This is a genomic window from Allosalinactinospora lopnorensis, from assembly GCF_000981225.1.
Lineage (GTDB): Bacteria > Actinomycetota > Actinomycetes > Streptosporangiales > Streptosporangiaceae > Allosalinactinospora > Allosalinactinospora lopnorensis.
In genome coordinates this window covers 1-21,851 of the sequence record NZ_LAJC01000036.1, presented here as the reverse complement: position 1 = coordinate 21,851, position 21,851 = coordinate 1, and the positions used below count along the sequence as shown (strand labels likewise).

Annotated in this window: 17 protein-coding genes and 2 pseudogenes; 9 read left to right on the top strand and 10 right to left on the bottom strand. The window is 70.6% G+C overall.

Going from position 1 to position 21,851, the window contains the following annotated elements:
- The first annotated feature begins 1,622 nt into the window (after positions 1–1,622).
- The 5 genes and pseudogenes from VS93_RS14445 to VS93_RS14425 all read left to right on the top strand — a co-directional run bounded on the left by VS93_RS14445 (position 1,623) and on the right by VS93_RS14425 (position 8,129).
- Positions 1,623–3,517, top strand: a pseudogene (locus VS93_RS14445) (methylmalonyl-CoA mutase family protein).
- Positions 3,514–5,760 carry a methylmalonyl-CoA mutase gene (gene scpA, locus VS93_RS14440; protein ID WP_046470459.1) on the top strand — a complete coding sequence of 749 codons (2,247 nt, stop codon included), beginning with the start codon at positions 3,514–3,516 and terminating at the stop codon, positions 5,758–5,760. The pseudogene VS93_RS14445 and the gene scpA overlap by 4 nt, the downstream one beginning before the upstream one ends.
- Positions 5,757–6,788, top strand: a complete 1,032-nt coding sequence (gene meaB / locus VS93_RS14435; protein ID WP_046470458.1) for a methylmalonyl Co-A mutase-associated GTPase MeaB — start codon at positions 5,757–5,759, stop codon at positions 6,786–6,788. Before scpA ends, meaB begins: the two co-directional genes overlap by 4 nt.
- A 334-nt stretch (positions 6,789–7,122) precedes the next feature.
- Positions 7,123–7,493 (top strand): annotated as a pseudogene (locus VS93_RS28180) (STAS domain-containing protein).
- A gap of 162 nt (positions 7,494–7,655) precedes the next feature.
- The gene (locus tag VS93_RS14425) at positions 7,656–8,129 is read left to right on the top strand and encodes an NUDIX hydrolase (RefSeq protein ID WP_046470456.1); all 474 of its coding nucleotides are present in this window, start codon (positions 7,656–7,658) and stop codon (positions 8,127–8,129) included.
- Positions 8,130–8,222: 93 nt separating this feature from the next.
- Here VS93_RS14425 and VS93_RS14420 read toward each other — a convergent pair whose 3' ends face one another.
- Positions 8,223–9,767, bottom strand: a complete 1,545-nt coding sequence (locus tag VS93_RS14420) for an SLC13 family permease (RefSeq protein WP_046470455.1) — start codon at positions 9,765–9,767, stop codon at positions 8,223–8,225.
- A 468-nt stretch (positions 9,768–10,235) separates the two neighbouring features.
- Complete coding sequence (locus VS93_RS14415) at positions 10,236–11,051, bottom strand: alpha/beta fold hydrolase (RefSeq protein ID WP_046470454.1); 816 nt, start codon at positions 11,049–11,051, stop codon at positions 10,236–10,238.
- Positions 11,052–11,185: 134 nt separating this feature from the next.
- On the opposite strand from VS93_RS14415, the gene VS93_RS14410 reads away from it, so the two are divergent.
- Complete coding sequence (locus VS93_RS14410) at positions 11,186–12,118, top strand: TAXI family TRAP transporter solute-binding subunit (protein ID WP_046470453.1); 933 nt, start codon at positions 11,186–11,188, stop codon at positions 12,116–12,118.
- Between the two features lie 30 nt (positions 12,119–12,148).
- On the opposite strand, the gene VS93_RS14405 is transcribed toward VS93_RS14410, so the two are convergent.
- The 3 genes from VS93_RS14405 to VS93_RS14395 form a co-directional block, all read right to left on the bottom strand.
- A complete protein-coding gene (locus tag VS93_RS14405) occupies positions 12,149–13,555 on the bottom strand; it encodes a sensor histidine kinase (protein ID WP_046470452.1) in 1,407 nt (468 codons plus the stop codon).
- A gap of 3 nt (positions 13,556–13,558) precedes the next feature.
- Positions 13,559–14,239 (bottom strand): response regulator transcription factor, encoded by a 681-nt coding sequence (locus VS93_RS14400; protein WP_046470451.1) that lies wholly within the window; start codon positions 14,237–14,239, stop codon positions 13,559–13,561.
- Positions 14,240–14,319: 80 nt separating this feature from the next.
- Positions 14,320–14,586 (bottom strand): DUF6504 family protein, encoded by a 267-nt coding sequence (locus tag VS93_RS14395; protein ID WP_046470450.1) that lies wholly within the window; start codon positions 14,584–14,586, stop codon positions 14,320–14,322.
- A gap of 269 nt (positions 14,587–14,855) precedes the next feature.
- Between VS93_RS14395 and VS93_RS14390 the strand changes: the two genes are divergently transcribed.
- Entirely contained in the window at positions 14,856–15,488 is a 633-nt protein-coding gene (locus VS93_RS14390; RefSeq protein ID WP_046470480.1) for a TetR/AcrR family transcriptional regulator, read from the top strand.
- A gap of 27 nt (positions 15,489–15,515) precedes the next feature.
- On the opposite strand, the gene VS93_RS14385 is transcribed toward VS93_RS14390, so the two are convergent.
- From VS93_RS14385 to VS93_RS14370, 4 genes are all read right to left on the bottom strand, one after another.
- Positions 15,516–16,448, bottom strand: coding sequence for a M48 family metallopeptidase (locus VS93_RS14385; RefSeq protein ID WP_082126889.1), 933 nt, complete (start codon positions 16,446–16,448; stop codon positions 15,516–15,518).
- A 220-nt stretch (positions 16,449–16,668) separates the two neighbouring features.
- Complete coding sequence (locus tag VS93_RS14380; RefSeq protein WP_046470449.1) at positions 16,669–17,085, bottom strand: DUF4234 domain-containing protein; 417 nt, start codon at positions 17,083–17,085, stop codon at positions 16,669–16,671.
- A 98-nt stretch (positions 17,086–17,183) separates the two neighbouring features.
- Positions 17,184–18,134, bottom strand: a complete 951-nt coding sequence (locus tag VS93_RS14375) for a hypothetical protein (protein WP_046470448.1) — start codon at positions 18,132–18,134, stop codon at positions 17,184–17,186.
- Between the two features lie 326 nt (positions 18,135–18,460).
- Complete coding sequence (locus tag VS93_RS14370) at positions 18,461–19,132, bottom strand: DivIVA domain-containing protein (protein ID WP_046470447.1); 672 nt, start codon at positions 19,130–19,132, stop codon at positions 18,461–18,463.
- Positions 19,133–19,336: 204 nt separating this feature from the next.
- On the opposite strand from VS93_RS14370, the gene VS93_RS14365 reads away from it, so the two are divergent.
- Positions 19,337–20,197 (top strand): cytochrome c biogenesis CcdA family protein, encoded by an 861-nt coding sequence (locus tag VS93_RS14365; RefSeq protein WP_046470478.1) that lies wholly within the window; start codon positions 19,337–19,339, stop codon positions 20,195–20,197.
- Between the two features lie 107 nt (positions 20,198–20,304).
- Here VS93_RS14365 and VS93_RS14360 read toward each other — a convergent pair whose 3' ends face one another.
- The gene (locus VS93_RS14360) at positions 20,305–21,270 is read right to left on the bottom strand and encodes a GlxA family transcriptional regulator (protein ID WP_052745759.1); all 966 of its coding nucleotides are present in this window, start codon (positions 21,268–21,270) and stop codon (positions 20,305–20,307) included.
- 99 nt (positions 21,271–21,369) lie between these two features.
- Here VS93_RS14360 and VS93_RS14355 point away from each other — a divergent pair, with 99 nt between their 5' ends.
- The gene (locus tag VS93_RS14355; RefSeq protein WP_052745758.1) at positions 21,370–21,786 is read left to right on the top strand and encodes a hypothetical protein; all 417 of its coding nucleotides are present in this window, start codon (positions 21,370–21,372) and stop codon (positions 21,784–21,786) included.
- Positions 21,787–21,851 lie beyond the last annotated feature (65 nt).

Below are 21,851 nucleotides of genomic sequence, written 5' to 3'. Positions count from 1 at the left end.
GGGAAGCCGTGGCGTTCTAGGATTTCTGCTACCTGCAATCGTCCTAGGGAGAGACCAGCATGCCCCACTGGCGGCGTGCACCGTTGACGATAGTCACCGGTGTCGGGTTGGTCGTCTCTGGTGTGGCCTGCACCGATGGGCCGCAGTCTGAGGAGGCGGAGGAGTCACCGCGGCCGCTGCCCACCGTCTACGATGCGCAGCTCCCGCCGGGCGTGAGCGGAAAGCCGCTCCGGTTCCTGCACGGCCCCGAGTCCGAGGGGCCCGGTATCCTCGACGACGCCAACGGCGTACGCATCGAGTCCCTCGGGAACGCGTTCCTGTTCAGCTCCAACAGCGAGGAGCGGCACGTGCTCCAGCGCGCCGGCGACGGCGAGAAGCTGTGGGAGGGCGCGCACCGGGTCAGCGGCTTCGGGCGCGACCGCGACGGCTCCGAGGTGCTGATCCTGAGCGAAGACGACGACGGATCCAGGACCACGGTGGTACTGGACGACGAGGGCGAGACGGTCTGGAGAGGGGCCGACCGCGAGATCTATCTCGACGGTCTGGTGCTGCGCCGGCCGGAGGAGTGGAGCGCCGACGACCCCTACGGCGACTTCGCGGTCCTCGACACGGACGGCGAGGAGATCTGGGACTTCACCTTCGAGGAACCGGAAGACGCCGCCGAGGAGGAGTCCGAAGAGGACGCCGAGGACGATCCGGACGACACCCCTGATCTCGATCGGATGGGGGTCCCCGTGGGGGCGCAGGGGGATGTGCTCTTCCTCCACGACGGCGCCGGCCTGCTCCAGGCGCGCGATGCCGGGGACGCCCCCGGAGAGCTGCTGTGGGGGATCGCCGGTGACGACGAGGAGCTCGCCGGGGGGTCGGCCGTCCCGAGGCCTCGCCCGCAGCTCGTCGGCGGCTACGAGCTTCCTGCGGGGGAGGAGGACAGCGCGGACGGCGCCGAGGACGAGGGCGGCGGTGCCGAGGAGACCCGCACGACCGTGCTGGTGCGCTGGAGCCACCCGGAGGAGCCGTCGCGGCTGTCACTGCATGACCTGGAAAGCGGTGAGCTGGTGTGGTCCCTGGTGGAGCCCGGTGTGAACCCCGCCGACCACGGTTTCAACACGGTCCGGGTTCCCGGCACCGTGTACGACTCCGCGACCCATACCCTGCTGCTGCCCCAAGCGAGCCGAGAGACCCCGATGATCGGGATCGACCTGGTCGAAGGGGAGGTCGGCTGGCGGTTCGATGACGAAACCGAACGGTCCATCTCCCCGGCGTTCTCGCTGGACGGCCACATCTACGGGAGCTCACGCGACGCCGACGACGGAACCTCCCAGGTCGTCCTGGAGGCCGAGACGAAGAAGCCCGTCGCCGACGATCTCACCTCCTACGTGGAGGCCGTCACCGACGACGGCCACGCCATCGTCGTGTGGGACCGGCAGCGCTTCGTCTTCGGCCCTGAAGAGGAGCAGGAGGAAGGAGGCCGGCCGAGCTACGGGGTAGGCGCGGCCCGCCCGCATCCCGGCCGCCCGCACAGGGAGGTCGGGCCGGAGGAGTGCGGGGTTCTACCTGCGGAGTCCACAATTTGTGGACCCACTGATGCTTTGGGTGAACGTCGTTCTCTACCATCTCGGAATATGAACATGCCGGAGAATGGCGCAGCGGGTCCAGAGCCGCCCGAACTCCCCTTGGCCTCGGAGTTTCCCCAGGCTACGCAGGAGCAATGGCGCGAACTCGTCGCTGGGGTGCTGCGCAAGACAGGAGGCGACACCGGTCAGGCGGAGTCGGAGCCCGAGGAGTTGCTGGCCAGCGCCACCTACGAGGGGATCAGGATCAGCCCCTGTACGTGGGGGACGAGGGCCTCGACTCCGGCTTTCCCGGGGTGGAGCCCTTCACGCGCGGCGGGCGGGCCGAGGGGGTGCTGAGCGCGGGCTGGGACATCCGGCAGCTGCACACCGACCCTGATCCCGCCCAGGCGCGCCGCGCGGTGCTCGCCGACCTGGAGAACGGGGCCAGTTCCCTGTGGCTGGTGGCTGGGGCCGAGAGGATTCCGGCCAAGGGCATAGGCGAGGTGCTCGCCGATGTCCACCTGCAGATGGCCCCGGTCATGCTCGAGAGCGGCGCCGACTACGAGACCGCTTGTGCCTCACTGCTGAGCGCGTGGGCCGAACGCGGCTACGCCCCGGAGACCGTGCGCGGCAACCTGGGGATCGACCCGATCAGTGTGGCCGCTCGCAGCGGCGAGCCGGCCGATCTCGCCCCGGCCGCGCGCCTGGCGGCGGAGTACACCTCCCGCTACCCCCTGCTGGGCCTGGTCACAGTGGACGGGGCCCCCGTTCACGACGCCGGCGGTTCCCATGCGCAGGAGCTCGGCGCGTCCATGGCGGCGGGTGTGGCCTACCTGCGCGCACTCACCGAGGCGGGAATGGGCCTGGCCGAGGCCGCCGAACGGCTGGAGTTCCGGTACACGGCGACCGCCGACCAGTTCCTGAGCATCGCCAAGCTCCGCGCGGCCCGAGCCATGTGGGACCGGGTAACGGAGGCCTGCGGGCTGGCCGCGGAACACCGGACGATGCGGCAGCACGCGGTGACCTCGGCGGCGATGATGACCCGCCGCGACCCGCACGTGAACATCGTGCGCACCACGCTCGCGTGTTTCGGGGCGGGGGTCGCGGGTGCCGACGCGATCACGGTGCGTCCCTTCGACTCCGCTCTCGGCCTGCCCGGCGACTTCGCCCGCCGTATCGCCCGCAACACGCAGTCACTCCTTGTCGAGGAGTCCCACCTGGCCCGGGTCATCGACCCCGCCGGCGGTTCCTTCTACGTCGAGCGGCTCACCGCTGACCTCTATGCCCAGGGCTGGGCGTTTTTCCAGGAGCTGGAGGCCGCCGGCGGCATGGCCGCCGCGCTCTCCTCCGGTCTGGTCACCGAGCGTGTGAACGAGGTCTGGGAGCAGCGGCGGAGCAACATCGCCCACCGGCGCGACCCCCTTACCGGTGTCAGCGAGTTTCCGGAGCTGGACGAGCGGCCCGCCCCCACCCCCGACGACGAGGGGCGCCCCGCCGCCGCGAACGCGTTGCCGCGCCGCCGCTACGCCGAGGACTTCGAGGCGCTGCGCGACCGCTCCGACGCCCACCTGGCGGCTACCGGCGCCCGGCCGGCGGTCTTCCTGGCCACGCTCGGCCCCGCCTCGGCGCACACGGCCCGCGCCACGTTCGTCGGCAACCTGCTGCGGTCCGGCGGGATCGCCCCGGCGGGCGGGCGTACGTGCGGGGACGCCGACGAGGCGGTCGCGGCGTTCCGCGAGAGCGATGCGCGCCTGGCCTGCCTCTGCTCCAGCGACGCCGTTTACGCGGAGCAGGCCGCGGCCGCGGTGCGGGCACTGAAGGAAGCGGGGGCCGAACGGGTACTGCTCGCGGGGAAGCCCTCCGACGACCTCGCGGCGGCGGGTGTGGACGGTTTCCTCTTCGCCGACTGCGATGCGCTGGGGCTGCTTGACGAGCTTCTCGACACCTTGGGGGTAGCTGAATGAGCGGGAACGTCCACCGGGGAATCCCGGACTTCAGCGACGTCGCTCCCGGTACGCCCGCGTTCCGCGGGAACGGTGCCGCGTCCGAGCGGTGGGCCCGGGCCGTGGAACAGAGCACCGGCAAGGACCCGAGCGCGCTGGTGTGGGAGACCCCCGAGGGAATCGGGGTCAAGCCGCTGTACACGCCCGCTGACCGCGACGGACTGGACTTCGCCGGCGGCTACCCGGGAATCGCCCCTTACCTGCGGGGTCCTTATCCGACGATGTACGTCAACCAGCCGTGGACCATCCGCCAGTACGCCGGGTTCTCCACCGCCGCCGAGTCCAACGCCTTCTACCGGCGCAACCTCGCGGCCGGGCAGAAAGGGTTGTCGGTGGCCTTCGACCTGGCCACCCACCGCGGCTACGACTCCGACCACCCGCGGGTGGCCGGGGACGTGGGCATGGCCGGGGTGGCGATCGACTCCATCTACGACATGCGCCAGCTCTTCGACGGCATCCCGCTGGGCGAGATGACGGTGTCGATGACCATGAACGGCGCGGTGCTGCCGGTGATGGCGCTGTACATCGTGGCCGCCGAGGAGCAGGGGGTTCCGACCGAGAAGCTGGCGGGGACCATCCAGAACGACATCCTCAAAGAGTTCATGGTCCGCAACACCTACATCTATCCGCCGCAGCCCTCCATGCGGATCATCTCCGACATCTTCGCCTACACATCGCAGAGGATGCCGCGGTTCAACTCCATCTCGATCTCCGGTTACCACATGCAGGAGGCTGGGGCCACCGCCGACCTGGAACTGGCCTACACCCTGGCCGACGGCGTGGAGTACATCCGGGCGGGACGCACGGCCGGTCTGCAGGTGGACTCCTTCGCCCCGCGGCTGTCGTTCTTCTGGGCGATCGGGATGAACTTCTTCATGGAGGTCGCCAAGCTGCGGGCCGCCCGGCTGCTGTGGGCCAAGCTGGTCAAGGGGTTCGACCCGCACAACGCCAAGTCGCTGAGCCTGCGCACGCACTCCCAGACATCCGGGTGGTCGCTCACGGCGCAGGATGTGTTCAACAACGTAGTCAGGACCTGCGTGGAGGCCATGGCCGCGACCCAGGGGCACACCCAGTCGCTGCACACCAACGCCCTCGACGAGGCACTGGCCCTGCCCACCGACTTCTCCGCGCGCATCGCGCGCAACACGCAGCTGGTGCTGCAGCAGGAGTCGGGGACCACGCGCGTCATCGACCCGTGGGGCGGCAGCTATTACGTCGAGCGCCTGACCTACGAGCTCGCCCGGCGGGCGTGGGCGCACATCACCGAGGTCGAGGAGGCCGGAGGCATGGCCGCGGCCATCGACGCCGGCATTCCGAAGATGCGCATCGAGGAGGCCGCCGCCCGCACCCAGGCCCGTATCGACTCCGGGCAGCAGCCGGTCATCGGGGTGAACAAGTACCGGCCCGACACCGAAGACGAGATCGACGTACTCAAGGTCGACAACACCCGGGTCCGCGGCGAGCAGCTGGAGAAGCTGCGCCGGCTGCGCGAGGAGCGCGACGAGGTCGCCACCCGTGCCGCGCTGGACCGGCTCACCGCGGCGGCCGCCGCCGACCCCGGCGGCGCCACGCTGGAGAACAACCTGCTCGCCGCCGCTGTGGACGCCGCCCGTGCCAAGGCCACCGTGGGCGAGATCTCCGCCGCCATGGCGAAGGTCTTCGACCGGCACACCGGCCAGGTACGTACCATCCAGGGTGTGTACCGCGAGGAAGCCGGACGCTCCGGTGACGCCGACACCTCCGCCGCCATGCGGGTGGTCGCCGATCGGGTCGCCGCGTTCGAGGAGAACGAGGGGCGCCGCCCCCGGATCCTGGTCGCCAAGATGGGCCAGGACGGCCACGACCGCGGCCAGAAGGTGATCGCCACCGCTTTCGCCGACCTCGGCTTCGACGTCGATGTCGGTCCGTTGTTCCAGACGCCCGCGGAGGCCGCGGCCCAGGCGGTCGAGGGTGATGTGCACATCATCGGGGTGTCCTCGCTGGCCGCCGGGCATCTCACGCTGGTTCCGGCGCTGCGCGAGGAGCTGGCGAAACTGGGCCGCGACGACATCGTGATCGTGGTCGGCGGCGTCGTTCCTCCCGCTGACTTCGACGCGCTGTACGAGGCCGGCGCCTCGGCGATCTTCCCGCCCGGCACCGTCATCGCCGAGGCCGCGGTGGGGCTGCTGGACCAGCTCGACCAACGTCTTGGGCGCGGCGGATGACCCGTGGCATCGACATCGACTCTTATGCCGAAGGTGTACTCGCCGGGCACCGCCCGACGCTGGCCCGCGCCATAACCCTGGTGGAGTCGCGCCGTGCCGATCACGCCGAACTGGCCCAGCAGCTCCTGGCGAGGCTGCTTCCGCACAGTGGCAAGGCGCACCGGGTGGGCATCACGGGAGTGCCCGGGGCGGGCAAGTCCACGTTCATCAACGCGCTCGGCACCCGGCTCACGGATGAGGGGCACCGGGTCGCGGTGCTGGCCGTCGACCCGTCGTCCTCGCGCAGCGGAGGCAGCATCCTCGGCGACAAGACGCGGATGCCGGATCTGGCGGTCGCCCCCAACGCGTTCGTGCGCCCCTCGCCGACAGCGGGCACGCTCGGCGGTGTCGCCCGGGCCACCCGCGAGACCATAGTGCTCATGGAGGCGGCGGGGTTCGACGTCGTCCTGGTGGAGACGGTGGGCGTCGGACAGTCGGAGGCGGCCGTGGCCACCATGGTCGACTCCTTCTGTCTGCTGACCCTGGCCCGTACCGGCGACCAACTGCAGGGCATCAAGAAGGGCGTGCTGGAACTCGTCGATGTCGTCGCGGTGAACAAGGCCGACGGCCCGCACACCGGCGAGGCCCGCAAAGCCGCGCGCGAGCTCTCGCGCGCCCTCAGGATGCTGCAGCCGGTCCACCCCTCGTGGCGTCCGCCCGTGCTCACCTGCAGCGGTCTCACCGGCGAAGGACTGGGCGAGGTGTGGCGGGCGGTGCTCGACCACCGCCGCGCCCTGGAGGAGGCCGGGGCGCTCGCCGAACAGCGCGGCCGGCAGCAGGTGGACTGGATGTGGGCTCAGGTACGCGAACGGTTGCTGGACCGGTTACTGCGCGACCAGGGGGTTCGACGGCTCACCCCGGAGCTGGAAGCCGCGGTGCGCTCCGGTGAGCTTCCCGCGACCCTCGCTGCCGAACGCCTGCTCGCGGAGTTCGTGGACCGGAGCGGCGAACGGGGCTCCGGCGGCAGTGGAGGACGGCCGGCTCGCTGAGTGTTTCCGGAGAGAAACCGGGTACGGGCACGCGGACGGAACATGACACGGACCACATAAGTGTTCTGCCCGGTGTGACCTGTGTAGGAGAAAATATCTTTCGCGCCGGCATTCCCGTCGGCCCGTTCAGCTAATACCGTGTGTGGTCAGAGTCTTACGGGAGCAGGCGGGAAATGGATCGCGCCAAGCCGTTTCAGCGCCTCCGGCCACTGTCAGCAGCAGGCAGCGACGGCCGGGATACGATCGTGCGGCCAACCCCCCTGGCGGATCCTGTCATTCTCCGTATGCTGAGCAAGGGGACCCCTCATCACCACGTGGGGCTGGAGGAGTGAACGTGCACAGGCTTGGGCTGAATACCCGGGTCGACAACCGTAGCGTGATCGTTCAGGTCGAAGGCGACCTCGACATCGCAACAGCTGGCGACCTCCAAGAACATGTTCTGTCAGCTGTAGACGAACACGGGCCGTGGCTGATCCTCGACCTGTCTGACCTGGACTTCATGGACTCCAGCGGACTGAACGTCGTCATCAACGTCTACCGTTCTGTCAAGGAGCGGGGAGGGAGCCTGGCGCTGGCAGCGCCGAACGAAAGGGTCACGAAAGTCGTACGCCTCGTCGGGCTGCACCGGCAGGTGCCGGTACATCGGACCGTCGCGGCGGCGGTCAATGCCATGGAGCGCTGGAGGCCAAGAAGGAAGTCGGCTAGCCACCCTTCCTCGCCGCCGGAGCCATATGACGATGCCATGCCGTGGGCGCCCGTTCCCCAGCGGGTGCCCACGGCATGGCATCGTGCGTGTGGACGGTCCCGGGCCCGCCAGCGAAGCCGTGTGGACCTCTCCCGGAACGGTGGGGAAGTAGGGTCGAGGGCATGCCGACCCCGGATTTCATCCTCAGGCTGCGCAAGCACGTCGGGAACGAACTGCTCTGGCTGACGGGAGTGACGGCCGTTGTCATCGGGGACTCCGGGGAGATCCTGCTGCACCGCCGCGCCGACGACGGCCGCTGGTCGACACCCGGCGGGATCCTGGAACCGGGAGAGCAGCCCGCTGTGGCGCTCGTCCGCGAGGTATTCGAGGAGACGGGGGTGCACGTCGAGGTCGAGCGGGTCGCCAGTGTGGTGACCGAGCCGCCGTTCACCTACCCCAACGGCGACCGGGTGCAGTTCCTCGACATCGCCTTCCGCTGCCGTGCCGTCGGCGGGGCGCCCCGGCTCGACGAGGACGAGTCCCTGGACGTCCGCTGGTTCGCCCCTGACGGCCTGCCCGAGCTGAACACCCGCATCCTGCGCCGGATCCGGCACGCCCGCGATGACGGGGAAGCCTGGTACGTGTGCCCCGAGTGACCTGGAGAGGCCCCGCCGCACCGCGGGCCGGGGCCGTCTCCTCGCGGCAGAGGCGCCCGCGCGGTACGCGCGGGCGCCAGTGGGGGCCGGAGGTCACAGCGCGAGATCGAACACGCGGCCCGCGATGGCGTAGATCGTGCCGAGGACGAGCAGCAGCGCGATCATGTTCAGCCAGAAACCGCTCCGCACCATCTGGGCGATCCGGATGTGGCCGGAGCCGTACACGATCGCGTTGGGCGGGGTCGCGACCGGCATCATGAAGGCCAGGGAGGCGGCGAGGACGGCCGGGACCACAAGGAGCATCACGTCCATACCGAGGCCGAGCGCGATCCCGCCGATGACCGGGAGGAACGTGGCGGTGGTCGCGGTGTTGCTGGTCAGCTCGGTCAGCAGCAGCACCATGCCGGCGATTACCGCGACCAGCACCCATGTGGGGACCCCGCCGAGGAGCTCGACGCGCTCACCGATCCAGGCGCTCAGTCCGGTCTCGGTGAACTGTGTGGACAACGTGAGCCCTCCACCGAACAGCAGCAGGATCCCCCACGGCAACTGCACGGCGGTGTCCCAGTCGAGCAGCCGTTCGTTGCACGTGCGATCCACCGGGATCATGAAGAGCGCAATGGCGACCGCCATGGCGATGCCGGCGTCACTGATGGACTCCAGCCAGGGGAGGACGCCACTGATGGTCGCGTTCTGGGCGAGCAGGGGGATACACACCCACGACAGGGCGGCGGTGACGAACACGGCCAGTACCAGCCGCTCGCCTCGGGACATCGGGCCCATCTCGCGCAGCTCCTCGCGGATCAGCTCCCGTCCCGCGCTGAGGTCCTGGGTCTGGGGCGGATAGATGAGCTTTGTCAGCACCACCCAGGCGATCACCAGGAAGATCGCGGCGAGCGGCAGGCCGACCATCATCCACTGGCCGAACCCGACGTGGATGCCGTGGTTCTCGCTCAGGTAGCCGACCATTAGCGCGTTCGGTGGGGTGCCGATCAGGGTGGCCACCGAGCCGATCGAGGACGCGTAGGCGATGCCGAGCATCAGCGCGGTCGCGAAGTTGGGGTCGGTCTTGCCGTTGCGGAGCTGGGTGACCATTCCGATCACGGCCAGCCCGATGGGCAGCATCATGATCGTGGTGGCGGTGTTGCTCACCCACATGGTGACGAACCCGGTGGCGAGCATGAACCCGCCGATCAACCTGGGCGGGTTGGAACCGACCGCGGCGACGACACTCAGCGCCATGCGGCGGTGCAGGTTCCAGCGCTGCATCGCCAGAGCGAGCATGAACCCGCCCATGAACAGGAAGATGACGTCGTTCGCGTAGGGCGCGGCGGCACTCCCGATGTCGGTGACGCCGAACACGGGGAAGAGTGCGAGCGGCACGAGCGCGGTGACGGGGATCGGGATGGCCTCGGTCGCCCACCACGCCGCCATCAGCGCGGCGACGGCGGCGGTGGTCCTGGCCGGGCCCGGCAGGGAGTCCGGCAGCAGCAGGTATATCGCGGCGGCGAGCAGCAGCCCGACCGCCAGGCCGACCAGTTTGGCCGTGGGAACGCCGTCATCGGGGGCGTTCCCCTGCACCGTGGTGCGCGGATCCGGGGCACGGGTGTCCGATACTTCTGCTTTTCCAGTCGACATCAGGGGGAATCCTCCTTGCGTGGCCGGCAGGCGAGAGACGGGGCGCCGTTCGCGTACGGCCGGTGGCGGCGTTCCGGGGAGGGCGAAACCGTGGCAACGTCGCTGTTGCCGCCGGGTTTCCAGTGCGTTGCGCGCTGGGGGTGTAGTGATCGTCGTCACTGTGCCGCGGCGCACGCAATGCGGCGGCCGGAAACTTCAGATTCCCCTGACGTTAAACAACGGAAAGTGGCTCGATCATCGCTTTCCGTGATTCAGGGTGTCGTCATGGGCGAGCCGCCCGGTCAGGCCGGCGGGTCGGTTCGCTCGGGTGGGGTTCGACGGCGGTCCGGCGGGTTCCGACGCGCTCTTTCCGACCGCGCATCGCCGGCCGTGCTCGCCGTCGCCCCCCGCGTCGGCCGGAGGGACGACCGCGGTCCGCGGGGGTGCCCCGCACGGAACGGGCGCGGCGCCGACGTGCCGACGGCCCGTTCACTCCCCGCTCGTCAGCACCTTCCGCAGCGCCTCGGCGAACTCCTTGGGCTGGCCGAGGAAGCCGCCGTGGTCGCCGGGGAACTCGACCGGCGGTGTGCCGAGCAGCGCGGCCAGCGCCGTGGAGGTGCGATAGGTGAGCAGGTGGCTCGAGGCGGCGCCGATGCCGACGACGACACGGGCCGGGCCGGCCGCCAGCGCGGCGGTGTCGGGCACGTAGCGGACAGTGCCGCGCAACTCGTGGGCGAAGAAGCGGGCGCCGTCGGCGAGATCCTGCTCCGAGGGCTCTCCCGGTGGTGGAGCGGGGGCGTCCTCGGCATCGCCGCCGAAGCCGGCGTTGGCCATGAACTTCAGCCACGCCGCTCCCAAGCCGTCCCGGTGGAAGGTCGCGATCAGGTCGTCGGTCGCGGCGCGCTGCTCCGCGGCGTCGGGAAGCAATTCCAGCAGGGGAGGCTCGTGCGCGACGAGGGTGCGCACCCGTGCGGGATGCCGCTCGGCCAGCGCGAGCCCGGTCACCGCGCCGCCGCTGCTGCCGAACACGTCGGCGGACTCGGCGCCGAGGGCGCCCAGCAGGGCGGCGACGTCGTCGGCCCGCAGCTCAGGGGTGGAGTCCTGCTCAGGGTCGTCGAGAACACTGCCCGAGATGCCGCGCGGGTCGTGGGTGACGACGGTGTGGTCGCCCGCGAGCGCATCGGCCAGCGGCGCGAAGGCCGCGGCGTTCATGGGCGAGCCCATGACCAGCAGCAGCGGCCCCGTGCCGCGGACCTCGTAGTACAGGCGTCCGCCCGAGACACCGAGGGTGTGTGTGGTGGTCATAACCGGTCATCCTTCCTTGAGTGGTCGTTTCCGATCGTGGTGACGAAGAAAAGACTCCGGGCGGCGGGAAAACTCATCGCCCTACCGGCCGGCACCGTGGTCACCCCCGGCGGCCGGGGTACTAGGCTGCCCGCGTGGAACGAGCGTGGCCGAGCCGGCGCGCCGCCATCCTCGGGGCGGTGGTGGCCGCGCTCGCCGGATGCGGCCGGAGCGGCACCGTCGAGTATCCGGAGCTGACGTTGGTCACCGGGCCGCCCGGGGCGGTGTTCCGCGAGGTCGGCGCGGCCCTCGCGGCGGAACTCAGCGGCCCCATGCCCGGCACCGAGATCACCGTCCTGGACACCGGCGCGTCGGCGGAGAACCTGCGGCTGCTCGAGTCCGGCCGGGCGCACGTCGGGTTCTCCAGCCTGGACGCCGCGTTGGCCGGAGGTGAAGCGGGACCGGAGGGCCTCCTCGCGCTGTGCCGGCTCTACGACAGTTACCTGCACCTGGTCGTGCCCGCCGCCTCGGCCGCAGCGGAGTTCGGGAACATCGCCGGCCTGCGGGTCTCTCTGGGCGCCCGGGACTCCGGCACCGAGTTCACGGGGCGCCGGCTGCTGGAGCTGACCGGGGTCGAGGTGGACGACGTCCTTCTCGACCAGGCGGACTCCGCGGCGGCGCTGGGAGAAGAGGAGATCGACGCGATGTTCTCCCTCACCGGTATCCCCACGCCCGCGATCACCGGGCTGGCGGCCGAGCAGCGGCTGCGGTGCCTGGAACTGGACGAACAGGCCGACGAGCTCGCCGAGACCTATCCCGGTTCGTACTATCCCGCGACAATCCCGGCCACCGCCTACGACGGCATCCCGGCCTGCCGAACCCTGTCGGTCCCGAACATACTGCTGGCCCGCGCCGACCTGCCGGAGGACGTGGCCGAGGCGATCACCCGCACCGTCTTCACCCGCGCCTCCGAGATCGCGGCCGAACGCCCCGAGGCCGCTCAACTCAACGTCCGCACCGGGATCGCGACCGGCCCCATACCGCTGCATCCCGGGGCCGAACGCTGGTTCCGGGCCCAGAAGTCCTGAACACTTCCGCGGGGCCGCCGTTCGCGGCGGTCAGGGAGAGGACGCGGGGGCAGCGGGCAGGGCGAGGACGACGTCCAGCCCGTGGCCACCGCCTTCCGGCCGCGGGAGCCCGGGCTCCAGCCGCAGCTCGCCGCCGGCCGATCGGACGAGGTCGGCGCAGATCGCCAGGCCCAGACCGGTGCCTTCGAGGTTCTGGTGTTTCGGGGCGCGCCAGAACCGGCGCAGCGCGCTCTCGCGTTCCTCGTCGCTGAGCCCCATGCCGTTGTCAGCCAGGTGCAGCTCGACCCGCTCGTCCGGTTCGGCACGCAGCTCCACCCGGGTGCCGCCCGACAGCCGCATCGCGTTGCTCATCACCTCGTCCAGCACGCTGCCGAGGCCGCCGGGCGGCGCCAGGAGCCGCACCCCTTCGGGGACGCGCGTCCGCAACGTGATGCCGTACTCGGTGCTCAGTGCCTGCCAGCGCGGCACGCGGGTGGCGAGCACGCTGTCGAGGTCCGCGGGTTCGGCCGCGCCGAAACTCTCCAGCCGGGTGGCCGCGAGCAGCGAGTTGAGCGTGCGGTGCATCGCCCGGGTCTCCTCCACAGCGTCCTCGTGCGCCGAACGCGCCTCGGGGCCGCTGAGGAAGGGGGCCAGGTTCTCCACGGCCATCCGAAGGCTTGTCAGCGGGTTGCGTAGCTGGTGCGAGGCGTCGGAGACGAAGGCCCGCTGTCGCTGCGACGAGCTCTCCACCGCGTCCACCATCGCGTTGAACGAGCCGGTGAGTCGTCGGAGCTCGGGCGGTCCGCCGGCCGCGTCCACCCGCACCGACAGGTCGCCGTGCGCGATCGCGGCCGTGGCGCCGTCCAGGCGGTGCACGGGCCGCAGCGCCCAGCGGGACAGCGGCCAGGTCGCCGCGGCGAGTCCGGCCAGCGGGACCAGGCTGAGCAGCGCCAGCCACGCCCAGCCCGCCAGGATCGCGGAATGGAGACCGTCCGCGGGCGAGACCAGCAGCACCACCCCCACAAGTTCACTGTCGCGGCCGATCGGTTCCGCGACGACGAGCGGATCGTCCTTCCACGGCCAGAGCACCGGCGGCGGCTCGGGCCGCACACCGGCCCGTGCCTTCGTCATCGCCTGCCGCGCGTCGGGGGCGTCCAGCAGACCGGCGATGGTCCCGCCGCTCTGCGAGGCCGCCACAACATCGCCGGAGGGGTCGGCGACCAGGACCCGGATGCCGTACAGCTCCTGGTAGCGCTCCAGCTCCGCGCGCAGGGCGTCGGTGCGTCCGGTACGCAGGGCGGTGTGCGAGAGGGAAGCGAACCGGCCGGCGTCGCTGAGCCGGTCGACGTAGACCTCCTGGGTCTCCCGCTGCGCCATGGCGGTGCCGAGCGGAACCACGAGCGCCGCCACCAGGAGGAAGGTCAGCGGTAGCAGGATGGCCAGCAGTCGGCGGAGCACGGCTCACCCCGGCCGGGCGATCAGGCGATAGCCGACACCGCGCACGGTCTGGATGCGCACGGTGCCGCTGCCGCCGAGCTTGCCGCGCAGGCTCGCGATGTGGGTGTCCAGGGTCCGGGTGGACGACTCCCAGGTGGCTTCCCACACCTGGTCGAGGATGGTGTCGCGGTCGACCACCGCGGGGGCGCGGGAGGCCAGCAGCGCGAGCAGGTCGAACTCCTTGCGGGGCAGGGCGAGCGGGGTGCCGTCGAGGTCGGCCTCGCGGGAGCCCGGATCGAGGGTGAGCGGTCCGGCGTGGATCGGCGGCGCGGTCTCGCCGGTGCCAGCGCGTGCGGCGCGTGTGCGGCGCAGGACGGCGTCGATGCGGGCCAGCAGCTCGGAGACACCGAAAGGCTTGACCACGTAGTCGTCGGCGCCCAGGCGCAGGCCGCGGACCCGTTCGCGCTCCTCACCGCGCGCGGTGACGGCGATGATCGCTGTCTCGGGGCGTTCACGCAGCCGGCGCAGCAGGTCGATGCCGTCGGCGTCGGGAAGGCCGAGGTCGAGCAGCACGACATCGGCCGTCGGCGCACGCAGTGCCCCTTCGGCCGTGGCGACCCGGCATACGTCGTAGGACGAGTTGCGCAGCGCGGTGACCAGTCCTCGCGCGACCCGGTCGTCGTCCTCGACCACGAGAATGCGCATCGACCGACATCGTAGACGCACAAAAACGCGGGAGGGGGCCAAGGGGGCCGGGCCGCGACCCCGCCCCTTGGAGCGGGGGGTCACCCCCAGAGGCGGCGCATCGTCCAGCGATCGGTCGCGGTGTCGCATGTGATGTCGGCGATGCCGTGCTCGCCCTGCTCCGACTCGGTGGCTACCCGTATCAGGCGGGAACCGGTGCCCTGCCCGTCGGTGCCGGGGGTGTCCGGACCGGCCTTCCAGCTACCGATGACGCGCCGTACCCGGTACATATGGCCTCGCCAGGCGAAGAGGGCGGGATGACCGCCAGTGGTCGATCTGACGTCGATCCGTTCGTTGAAGAGACTCACACGCACAGTCTATCGAACATAAGTTCGACAGCCCAGGAGGTCTCTCGTCGGCGACCGGCGTGTCCCACACTAGACCTCCATGCGGGGTCCGGGCGCCCGCTCGCCGACCGGTTCGCGGGTGCGCCTTGTTGAACTGCGGGCATTCCGGCCATTTCGGTGGCCTGGCGCGGTTTCTTCGGCGTGTCGCGCCGTCCGACCGTCCGGCCGGAACCGACCAATCGGTATGTTGGTATCGAGGACAGCCACGAAGCGCGGGAGACATGGTGACCATGGCGGATACAGCGGCGGCCGCGGACGCGGCCGATACGCGTTCAGACGGCGCGGAGAACTCCGCGCCGGTTCCCGAGCGGCTGTTGACGGCGGCCACCCGGCTGTTCGCCGAACGAGGGGTCGAGCGGACCTCGGTCCAGGAGCTCGTGGACACGGCCGGTGTCACCAAGGGCGCGATGTACCACTACTTCGCCTCCAAGGAGGACTTGCTCTTCGCGGTCTACCAGCGCGTCCTGGCCATGCAGATGCGCCGGCTGGAAGAGCGCGCGCAGGCCGGGGGGCCGGTGCGGGAGCGCCTGCACGAGGCGGCCGCCGACGTCGTGCGGACCACGGTGGAGAACCTCGACGACATGGTGATCTACTTCCGCTCGCTGCACATGCTGTCGCCCGAGCGGCAGAGCGAGGTCCGCGGGGAACGCCGCCAGTACCACGAGCGGTTCTGCGAGTTGATCGAGGAAGGCCAGCGCCAAGGGGTCTTCCGCACCGATGTCCCGTCCGACATCGTGGCCAACCAGTACTTCGGCGCGGTGCACCACCTGGGGATGTGGTACCGCTCCGCCGGTGAGCTGGGCGGAGCGGACATCGGCGGGTACTTCGCCGACCTCCTGCTGTCGGAGCTGCGGCCCGGGTAGCCGGGCCCGCGCGCTCCGTTCACCGGGTCACAGGAAGACCCGCCCGGGACTGCTGCGGTCCCGGATCGCGGCCATGCGCTTGATGTTCACCGGACGGTGCGAGAACAGGTTGTACAGGAACAGGGACGGTCCGCGTTCGGTCCGCGCCCGGTCCGCCATCTCGCCCAGGTTGATCCGGGGGTAGAGGTACTTGCCGCCGGCGAGCAGTTGCACGGCGTGGGCGCCCTCGGGGCAGTAGGCGTGGGCGTGGTCGTCGGCCGTGTACTCCATCGCGCGCGACAGCGAGGCCCCGAGGACGGGTACGACCGCGGCGACCGACGTTCCGAGCCGCCGCCAGAACGAGGTGTGGCCGGCCGCGATGTGTCCGAGCTGGTGCGCGACGACGAACGTGAGCGCGGCGGGGTCGCGGAGCCGCCCGCCGACCTCGAACAGGTCGCTGGAGATGACGATGTAGCGGCGCAGGCCGTGTCCCGAGGCCGCCGAGCTCAGGCGCCCGCCCCTGTGGCAGACGTAGGCGTCGGGTGCCGACCGCAGCCCCATCCGCGCGCTCAGGGTGCGGATCACCCGGTGCGCTTCGGGGAACTGGGTGGGCGAGATCTTGATGGACTGCGCGCGCTGTTCCGCGTGCAGCAGCCCGCGCACGGCCCAGAACCCGGCGGGCAGGGCCAGCAGGGCGAGAAGCGGCCATTGGGGGTCGGTCAGGCTCGTCCACAGCGTGTGCAGCGCGAACACGACGATGGTGAGGGTGACCGCGACCGCCGCGACCAGTAGTGGAAGCTCCCACGGGTGGCGGGGAACGACCGGGCTCTGGGTAAGGGGGTCGGTCTCGGGGGGCGGGCAGGGCCGGTACGGGATGCCGGCCGGCCGACCGTGCGGAAAACGGGCCGTGCGGCGCTCATGATGGAGGGCGGAGAGCCGGGCGGTGTCCCCCTTTTCCCGCGAGGGTCGTGCGTGGACCATCCGGTGTTCCCTCCCCAATGCCGGCGCGGTAGGGCGCAGTGCGCCTCGGCTACGTCAAGTAGTCATATACTACTTTCCGTAGTGTTGCGTGCGGGTGAGAACACGGCGTAACTGTGACCTGCGGGTTCATCGGGAATCCGCGATCGGTCGGAAGCCGCGCAGCATTCGGGCGTACCATCCCGCCGCTGCGCGACTCCGACCATCACAGGAGTGGCCGGGCCTACTCGGCGATCCTGTTGAGCTCGGTCTGGTAGTAGAGCACGCCCAGGCCGAACACGAACATCAGCAGCAGGCCCAGCCCGCCGGAGCAGGTGGGCTGCACTCCGGCGTTCTCCTGGGCGTCGCGGATCCGCGTACCGCAGCGGTAGTACGACACCAGCGGCGCGATCGCCGTCCAGCCGAGCAGGATCAGCACCAGCAGCGGCCCGACCACCGGCGCGGTGCGGCGCGGGCTGAGATCGGCCATCTCGGCGTGGATCTTGTAGTACCACACCAGGTGGTAGATCCCGAGGGTGATCAGGGGCAGTCCAAGCCACACGCCCACGGGGCTGCGGCGCTTGACGAACCCGGCCTGGTGGGGTGCCGCGCCGACCTGGGGGTGCTGGGGCGGGTACTGCTGGTGGGGCCGCATGGTCATGGCGGATCTCCTTTGGGATAGGGGAGCGGATGGCCCGCCCCGCGAAGGAGCGGGGCGGGTTCCGTGGTGGTCGGGCCGCGCGGGCGGCGAGGATGCGCTTAGTCCTCCGCGCCGCCGGAGGCCGCGGCCGCGCGCTTGCGGGCGAGGTACATCGCCGCGCCACCACCGATGAGAGCCGCCATGGCCGCGGCGGCCGGCCCGGCCAGGGCGGGACCGGTCACGGGAAGCTGACCGGCCTCCTTGGCGGAGGCGTCGGGGACGTCCTTCCCTTCGTCGGCCTTCTCCCCGCCGGGCGCATGCTTCTCGCCCCCCTCGCCGCTGGAGGCTCCCGTTTCGTTCTCCTCGTCCTCGGGCGGCGGGACCAAGTCCTCAAGGGTGCCGAACTCGATCCACCGGTACCCGTTCCTGTCGACGCACTGCAGCACCGAGGTGTCGGTGTAGGCGTAGATCGTGACCAGGCGGTCCTCGGTGCGGCAGAACCGGCCGGGCTTCATCCCCTCCGGGGCCCGTGGCAGGGTGGCGATCCACTCGGCCCATGCGTTCGAACCGCCGTCGCTCGTGCCGGTACCGCCGCGGTCCTCGCCGCCGTCGCCGTTTCCGGTGCCCTGGCCGCTGCCCTCGTCCCCGTCCTCAAAGCCGGTGCCGGCGTCGTCACCGCTGTCGCTACCGGCTTCCCCGTCCTCATCGCCGGTCTCGGTATCGCACCCGGTGAGGTCGACGATGTCGTGCACCCGGTGAGTGTCCTCCTCCTCGCCGAAGGAGTACGGGACCTCGGTGGAGCCTTCCTCGAGAAGGGGCGCGACGCTTTGGCTGACGGTCGCGGTCTCTCCAGCGGGCACCAGCTTTTCGCTGTTGCCATCGGTGGTCCGGTAGCGCGCGCGATGGTCCTGCGTCGTCTCGTTGACGAACACCAGGTCCAGGGTCGAGCAGTCCGCCGCGAGCTCGTGGCCGGCGGACAGCCCGGCCTCCTCGGCCGCGGCGGTGCCGGGGGTGGACAGGGCCGCGGCCGCCGCAGCGATGGCGGCGGCCGCGATGATCTTGGAGATCATGCGAGGGACCTCTCTATCTCGGACGACGCCCGAGCGGGAGGCGTGTCATCTCGGCTTCACCTGTGCCAAGAGTCCCGGACCGCGGGAAAGCCCGGGCGGTTTTGCGGGTTGCTTAACCGAATCGACATCATCGGCCCTCACCCCACCGCCGATCTTGCGCGTCAGGAAGGAACGCAAAGCTCAAGATCGGTGGGTTTTTGTCCGAGCGGACAGGCGCGGATCGCGGCCGTCGAACGGTTTGTTGCTGACGTGGCCGCCTCGCGACGGGGATGCGACCTGCACCGGCGTGCACGCGAGTGCGGGGACCCCTCCGGGAGGCGCCGCGATCAGTGTGCCTCGTACCGCCGCAGCTCCTCGCAGAGCTCGTCGAGGAACGCGTCGACCTGGGTCGGGTCGTAGCCGGGACGGGCGCGGGTGGTGGCGAACCGGACCCGCTCCACCTGGACGGAGGTCAGCGGGGCAACCTCGGGGTGCCCGTTCAGCAGTGCTTTCAGGGTTGCCTCGGCGCTGTCCAGGAACTCGTCCACTTCCTGCTCGTTGTAACCGGTGGTCAGTCTGGTCGTGGCGAACTTGCGGTTGCGGACGTCCTCTGGGCGCATCGTCGGCTCCCCGGAGGGAGGCTCGGGTGCAGGGGGCGGCGGCGGGGGGAAGTCCATGCCGCGTGTCCTGCGGAGGGATGGCGGGTCGGGAAGAGTGCCGGGAGCCGGCCGGTCCGCCACCGTGCCGAGCCCGTGCCTGCGCAGATCGGCCGCCACGTCATCGAGGAACTCGTCGACGTCGTCCTCGTGGTACCCCGTGGCCAGCTTCGTGCTGCGGAACCGGGAGGCCATGACCTCTTCCGCGGTGATGAGCTGATCGGGCAGTGGTCCGCCCTGCAGCGCCGCGATGGTCGCCTCCACCCGGTCGAGTAACGCGTCGACGTCCTGCTCGTTGTACCCCGTCTGCAGACGCACCGTTCGGAACTTCTTGTTGCGGATATCAGCAGGTGTCAGACCCATGTGATCTATTGTGCCGAGTCGAGACGCTGATCAGGTCCCTGATCATCGGTTCTCGCCGCCGCGTTTTCCGATATGGGAGGCACCGCCCATGCCCAGACCACCCGGCGCTCCGGGCCGCCGCTGCCGCCTCGCCACGGGTACCCGGTCCGCCCCCGTGCGCCGCTGGTCCGCCGGCGCCGCCCTGGGCGGGACCCGGGGGTGGCGATGACCGACATCGGTTACCTGGCGGCCGTCGCCGGGGGTGTGCTCACCCTGCTCAGCCCGTGCAGTGCGCTGCTGCTGCCCGCGTTCTTCGCCTACGCCTTCCGCGACCCCGGCCGGCTGCTCGCCCGAACGGCCGTCTTCTACGCCGGTCTATGCGTGGCACTGGTCCCGCTCGGCGCGGGTTCGTCGCTGATGAGCAGGCTGTTCTACGGCGAGCGGGAACTGCTCATCGCCGTCGCGGGATGGGCGATCATCGTTTTCGGCGCGTTGCAGCTCGCGGGCATGGGGTTCTCTCTCGGTTTCGCCCGGCGCGTGCAGGGCCGGCTGACCGGCCGAACGGAAGCCGTCCCGGTGTTCATGCTCGGCACCGTCTACGGTCTGGCGGGGTTCTGCTCCGGCCCGGTCCTGGGCGCCGTGCTCACTGTGGCGGCCACCGGCGGGGCGGTCCGCGGCGCCTCCCTGCTCGCCTGCTACGCGCTCGGCATGGCGCTGCCGCTGTTCCTACTCGCCCTGTTCTGGGACCGGTTCGACCTCGGCCGGAAAAGCTGGCTGCGCGGCCGATCCTTCCGCCTGGGGCTGGTCCGGGCGCATACCACGAGCGCCCTTTCGGGGCTGCTGTTCATCCTCATCGGTGTGCTGTTCCTGGCCTACGACGGCACCGCGTCGCTGTCGCTGTTCGGGGGTGGACTGTTCGCGGACGTCGGCTACCGGGTGCAGGTGTGGCTCTCGGGGGTCAGCGGGACGGGGCTCGACCTCCTCTTCCTCGGCGCGATCGCGCTGGCGGTGCTCGGGGTCGGCGCCGTGTGGCGGTACCGCGACCGCACCCACGGGCGCGCGCCGGCCGAGGGCGGGGACCGGTAGCGCGGGGCGCTCGCGATCAGCGGGACGGGGCGGCTCCGCGCGTCCGACCGGCCGGAAAGGATCCGAGGGGGACGCGCACGGATACCGTCGTCCGCCCGGGACGCCGTTCACGAAGCGCGGCGCTGGGTCAGGCGATACCTCGAAGGCGGGATCCCGTACCTGTCCATGAACGCCTGACGCAGCGTCTCGGCCGTGCCGAACCCGCACCGCGCGGCTACGCTCGCCATCGGCAGGTCGGTGGAGATCAGCAGGTTGGCGGCGGCCTCGGTGCGGGCATGGCGGATGAACCGCCCCGGCGTCTGCCCGAGCTCCTTCAAAAACAGCCGGGTCAGATGCCGTTCGCTCACCCCTGCCCGCTCCGCGAGCGCGGGGGCCGACAGGTCGGCGTCCAGGTGCCGTACGGCGTGGTCCACGGTCCGCTTCACCAGCCCGTTCTCCGGTGGCGGCGCCACCGTGAACATGCTCATCTGCGCCTGGTTTCCCGGCCGCTGCATGTACGTCACCAACGTCCTCGCCACGTCTCGCGCCACGTCGGCGCCGTTGTCCTCCTCGATCAGGGCGAGCGTGAGGTCCAGGGCGCTGGTCACCCCGGCCGACGTGGAGACGTTTCCGTCCCGGATGAAGATCGGGTCCGGGTCGACCGATACATCCGGGTGTTTCAGCGCGAGCTCTCGCGCCCAATTCCAATGTGTGGCGGCGCGGCGGCCGTCGAGGAGTCCGGCGGCGGCCAGGACGGCCGCCCCGGTGCACACCGACGCGACACGGCGGCTCTCCCCGGCCAGACGGCGAACGTGCCCCACGATCAGCGTGTTGTCCGCGGCGGCTTCGTGGCCGATCCCGCCCGAGACCACCAGTGTGTCGACCGGTCCGATGATCCGTTCCAGTCCCTCGTGCGCCTGCAGGGTCAGCCCCGTGCCGCAGGTGATCGGATGACCGCCGGGCGTGGCCAACCGCACGTCGTAGGACGGCGCCGCGCCGTGTGCGTTCGCCACGATCAGGCTGGTGGTCACACACGCGATGTCGAGCAGCTCCGCCGCGTCGTAGCCGACGACGATCGTCCTCCGCCGGTCCATGGGAAGCATCCTATGTCAAAATGACAGGCTTCCCAAGTATCCAGACCAATGGGTTCTCCTTGTCTGGCCGTACGGTCGGCGCGCGAGGACTCTCGGTACATGACTAACACCATGACCCGGACGACCACCTCCCACCCCGCGTCCCCGCGCCGCGACTGGCGCCGCTTCGCCCGGCACTACATCGAAATGTTCATCGGGATGTTCGCGCTCGGCGCGCTCCAGTCCTTCGCCGGTCTCGACATCGACCATCGGGAACAGCCCGAACTCGGCTATCTGATCATGGCCGTGAACATGTCCATCGGAATGATCGCCATCATGCGCTACCGCGGCCACGGGTGGGCGAGCACGCTGGAGATGTGCGGAGCCATGTTCGCGCCGATCGTGCCGCTCTACCCCATGCTCTGGCTGGGCGTCATCGACGCCGGCGGGCTGATGATGGCCACGCACATCGCGATGTTCCCGCTCATGCTGGCGGTGATGGTCCGGCGCCTCGACGAGTTCACACGGTGCCACTAGACGGGGTCTCCCGGAGCAGGTCCCGCGACTCCGCGGCCCCGCCCGCGATCCAGGAGGCACGCCCT

Bases quoted from the DNA above. Each gene is read 5' to 3' on its own strand.
- VS93_RS14415 (WP_046470454.1), bottom strand. From the start codon at position 11,051: ATGACCACCACACACACCCTCGGTGTCTCGGGCGGACGCCTGTACTAC.
- VS93_RS14425 (WP_046470456.1), top strand. From the start codon at position 7,656: ATGCCGACCCCGGATTTCATCCTCAGGCTGCGCAAGCACGTCGGGAAC.
- VS93_RS14365 (WP_046470478.1), top strand. From the start codon at position 19,337: ATGACCGACATCGGTTACCTGGCGGCCGTCGCCGGGGGTGTGCTCACC.
- VS93_RS14420 (WP_046470455.1), bottom strand. From the start codon at position 9,767: ATGTCGACTGGAAAAGCAGAAGTATCGGACACCCGTGCCCCGGATCCG.
- VS93_RS14360 (WP_052745759.1), bottom strand. From the start codon at position 21,270: ATGGACCGGCGGAGGACGATCGTCGTCGGCTACGACGCGGCGGAGCTG.
- meaB (WP_046470458.1), top strand. From the start codon at position 5,757: ATGACCCGTGGCATCGACATCGACTCTTATGCCGAAGGTGTACTCGCC.
- VS93_RS14375 (WP_046470448.1), bottom strand. From the start codon at position 18,134: ATGATCTCCAAGATCATCGCGGCCGCCGCCATCGCTGCGGCGGCCGCG.
- VS93_RS14370 (WP_046470447.1), bottom strand. From the start codon at position 19,132: ATGGGTCTGACACCTGCTGATATCCGCAACAAGAAGTTCCGAACGGTG.
- scpA (WP_046470459.1), top strand. From the start codon at position 3,514: ATGAGCGGGAACGTCCACCGGGGAATCCCGGACTTCAGCGACGTCGCT.
- VS93_RS14400 (WP_046470451.1), bottom strand. From the start codon at position 14,239: ATGCGCATTCTCGTGGTCGAGGACGACGACCGGGTCGCGCGAGGACTG.
- VS93_RS14390 (WP_046470480.1), top strand. From the start codon at position 14,856: ATGGCGGATACAGCGGCGGCCGCGGACGCGGCCGATACGCGTTCAGAC.
- VS93_RS14380 (WP_046470449.1), bottom strand. From the start codon at position 17,085: ATGACCATGCGGCCCCACCAGCAGTACCCGCCCCAGCACCCCCAGGTC.
- VS93_RS14355 (WP_052745758.1), top strand. From the start codon at position 21,370: ATGACTAACACCATGACCCGGACGACCACCTCCCACCCCGCGTCCCCG.
- VS93_RS14385 (WP_082126889.1), bottom strand. From the start codon at position 16,448: ATGGTCCACGCACGACCCTCGCGGGAAAAGGGGGACACCGCCCGGCTC.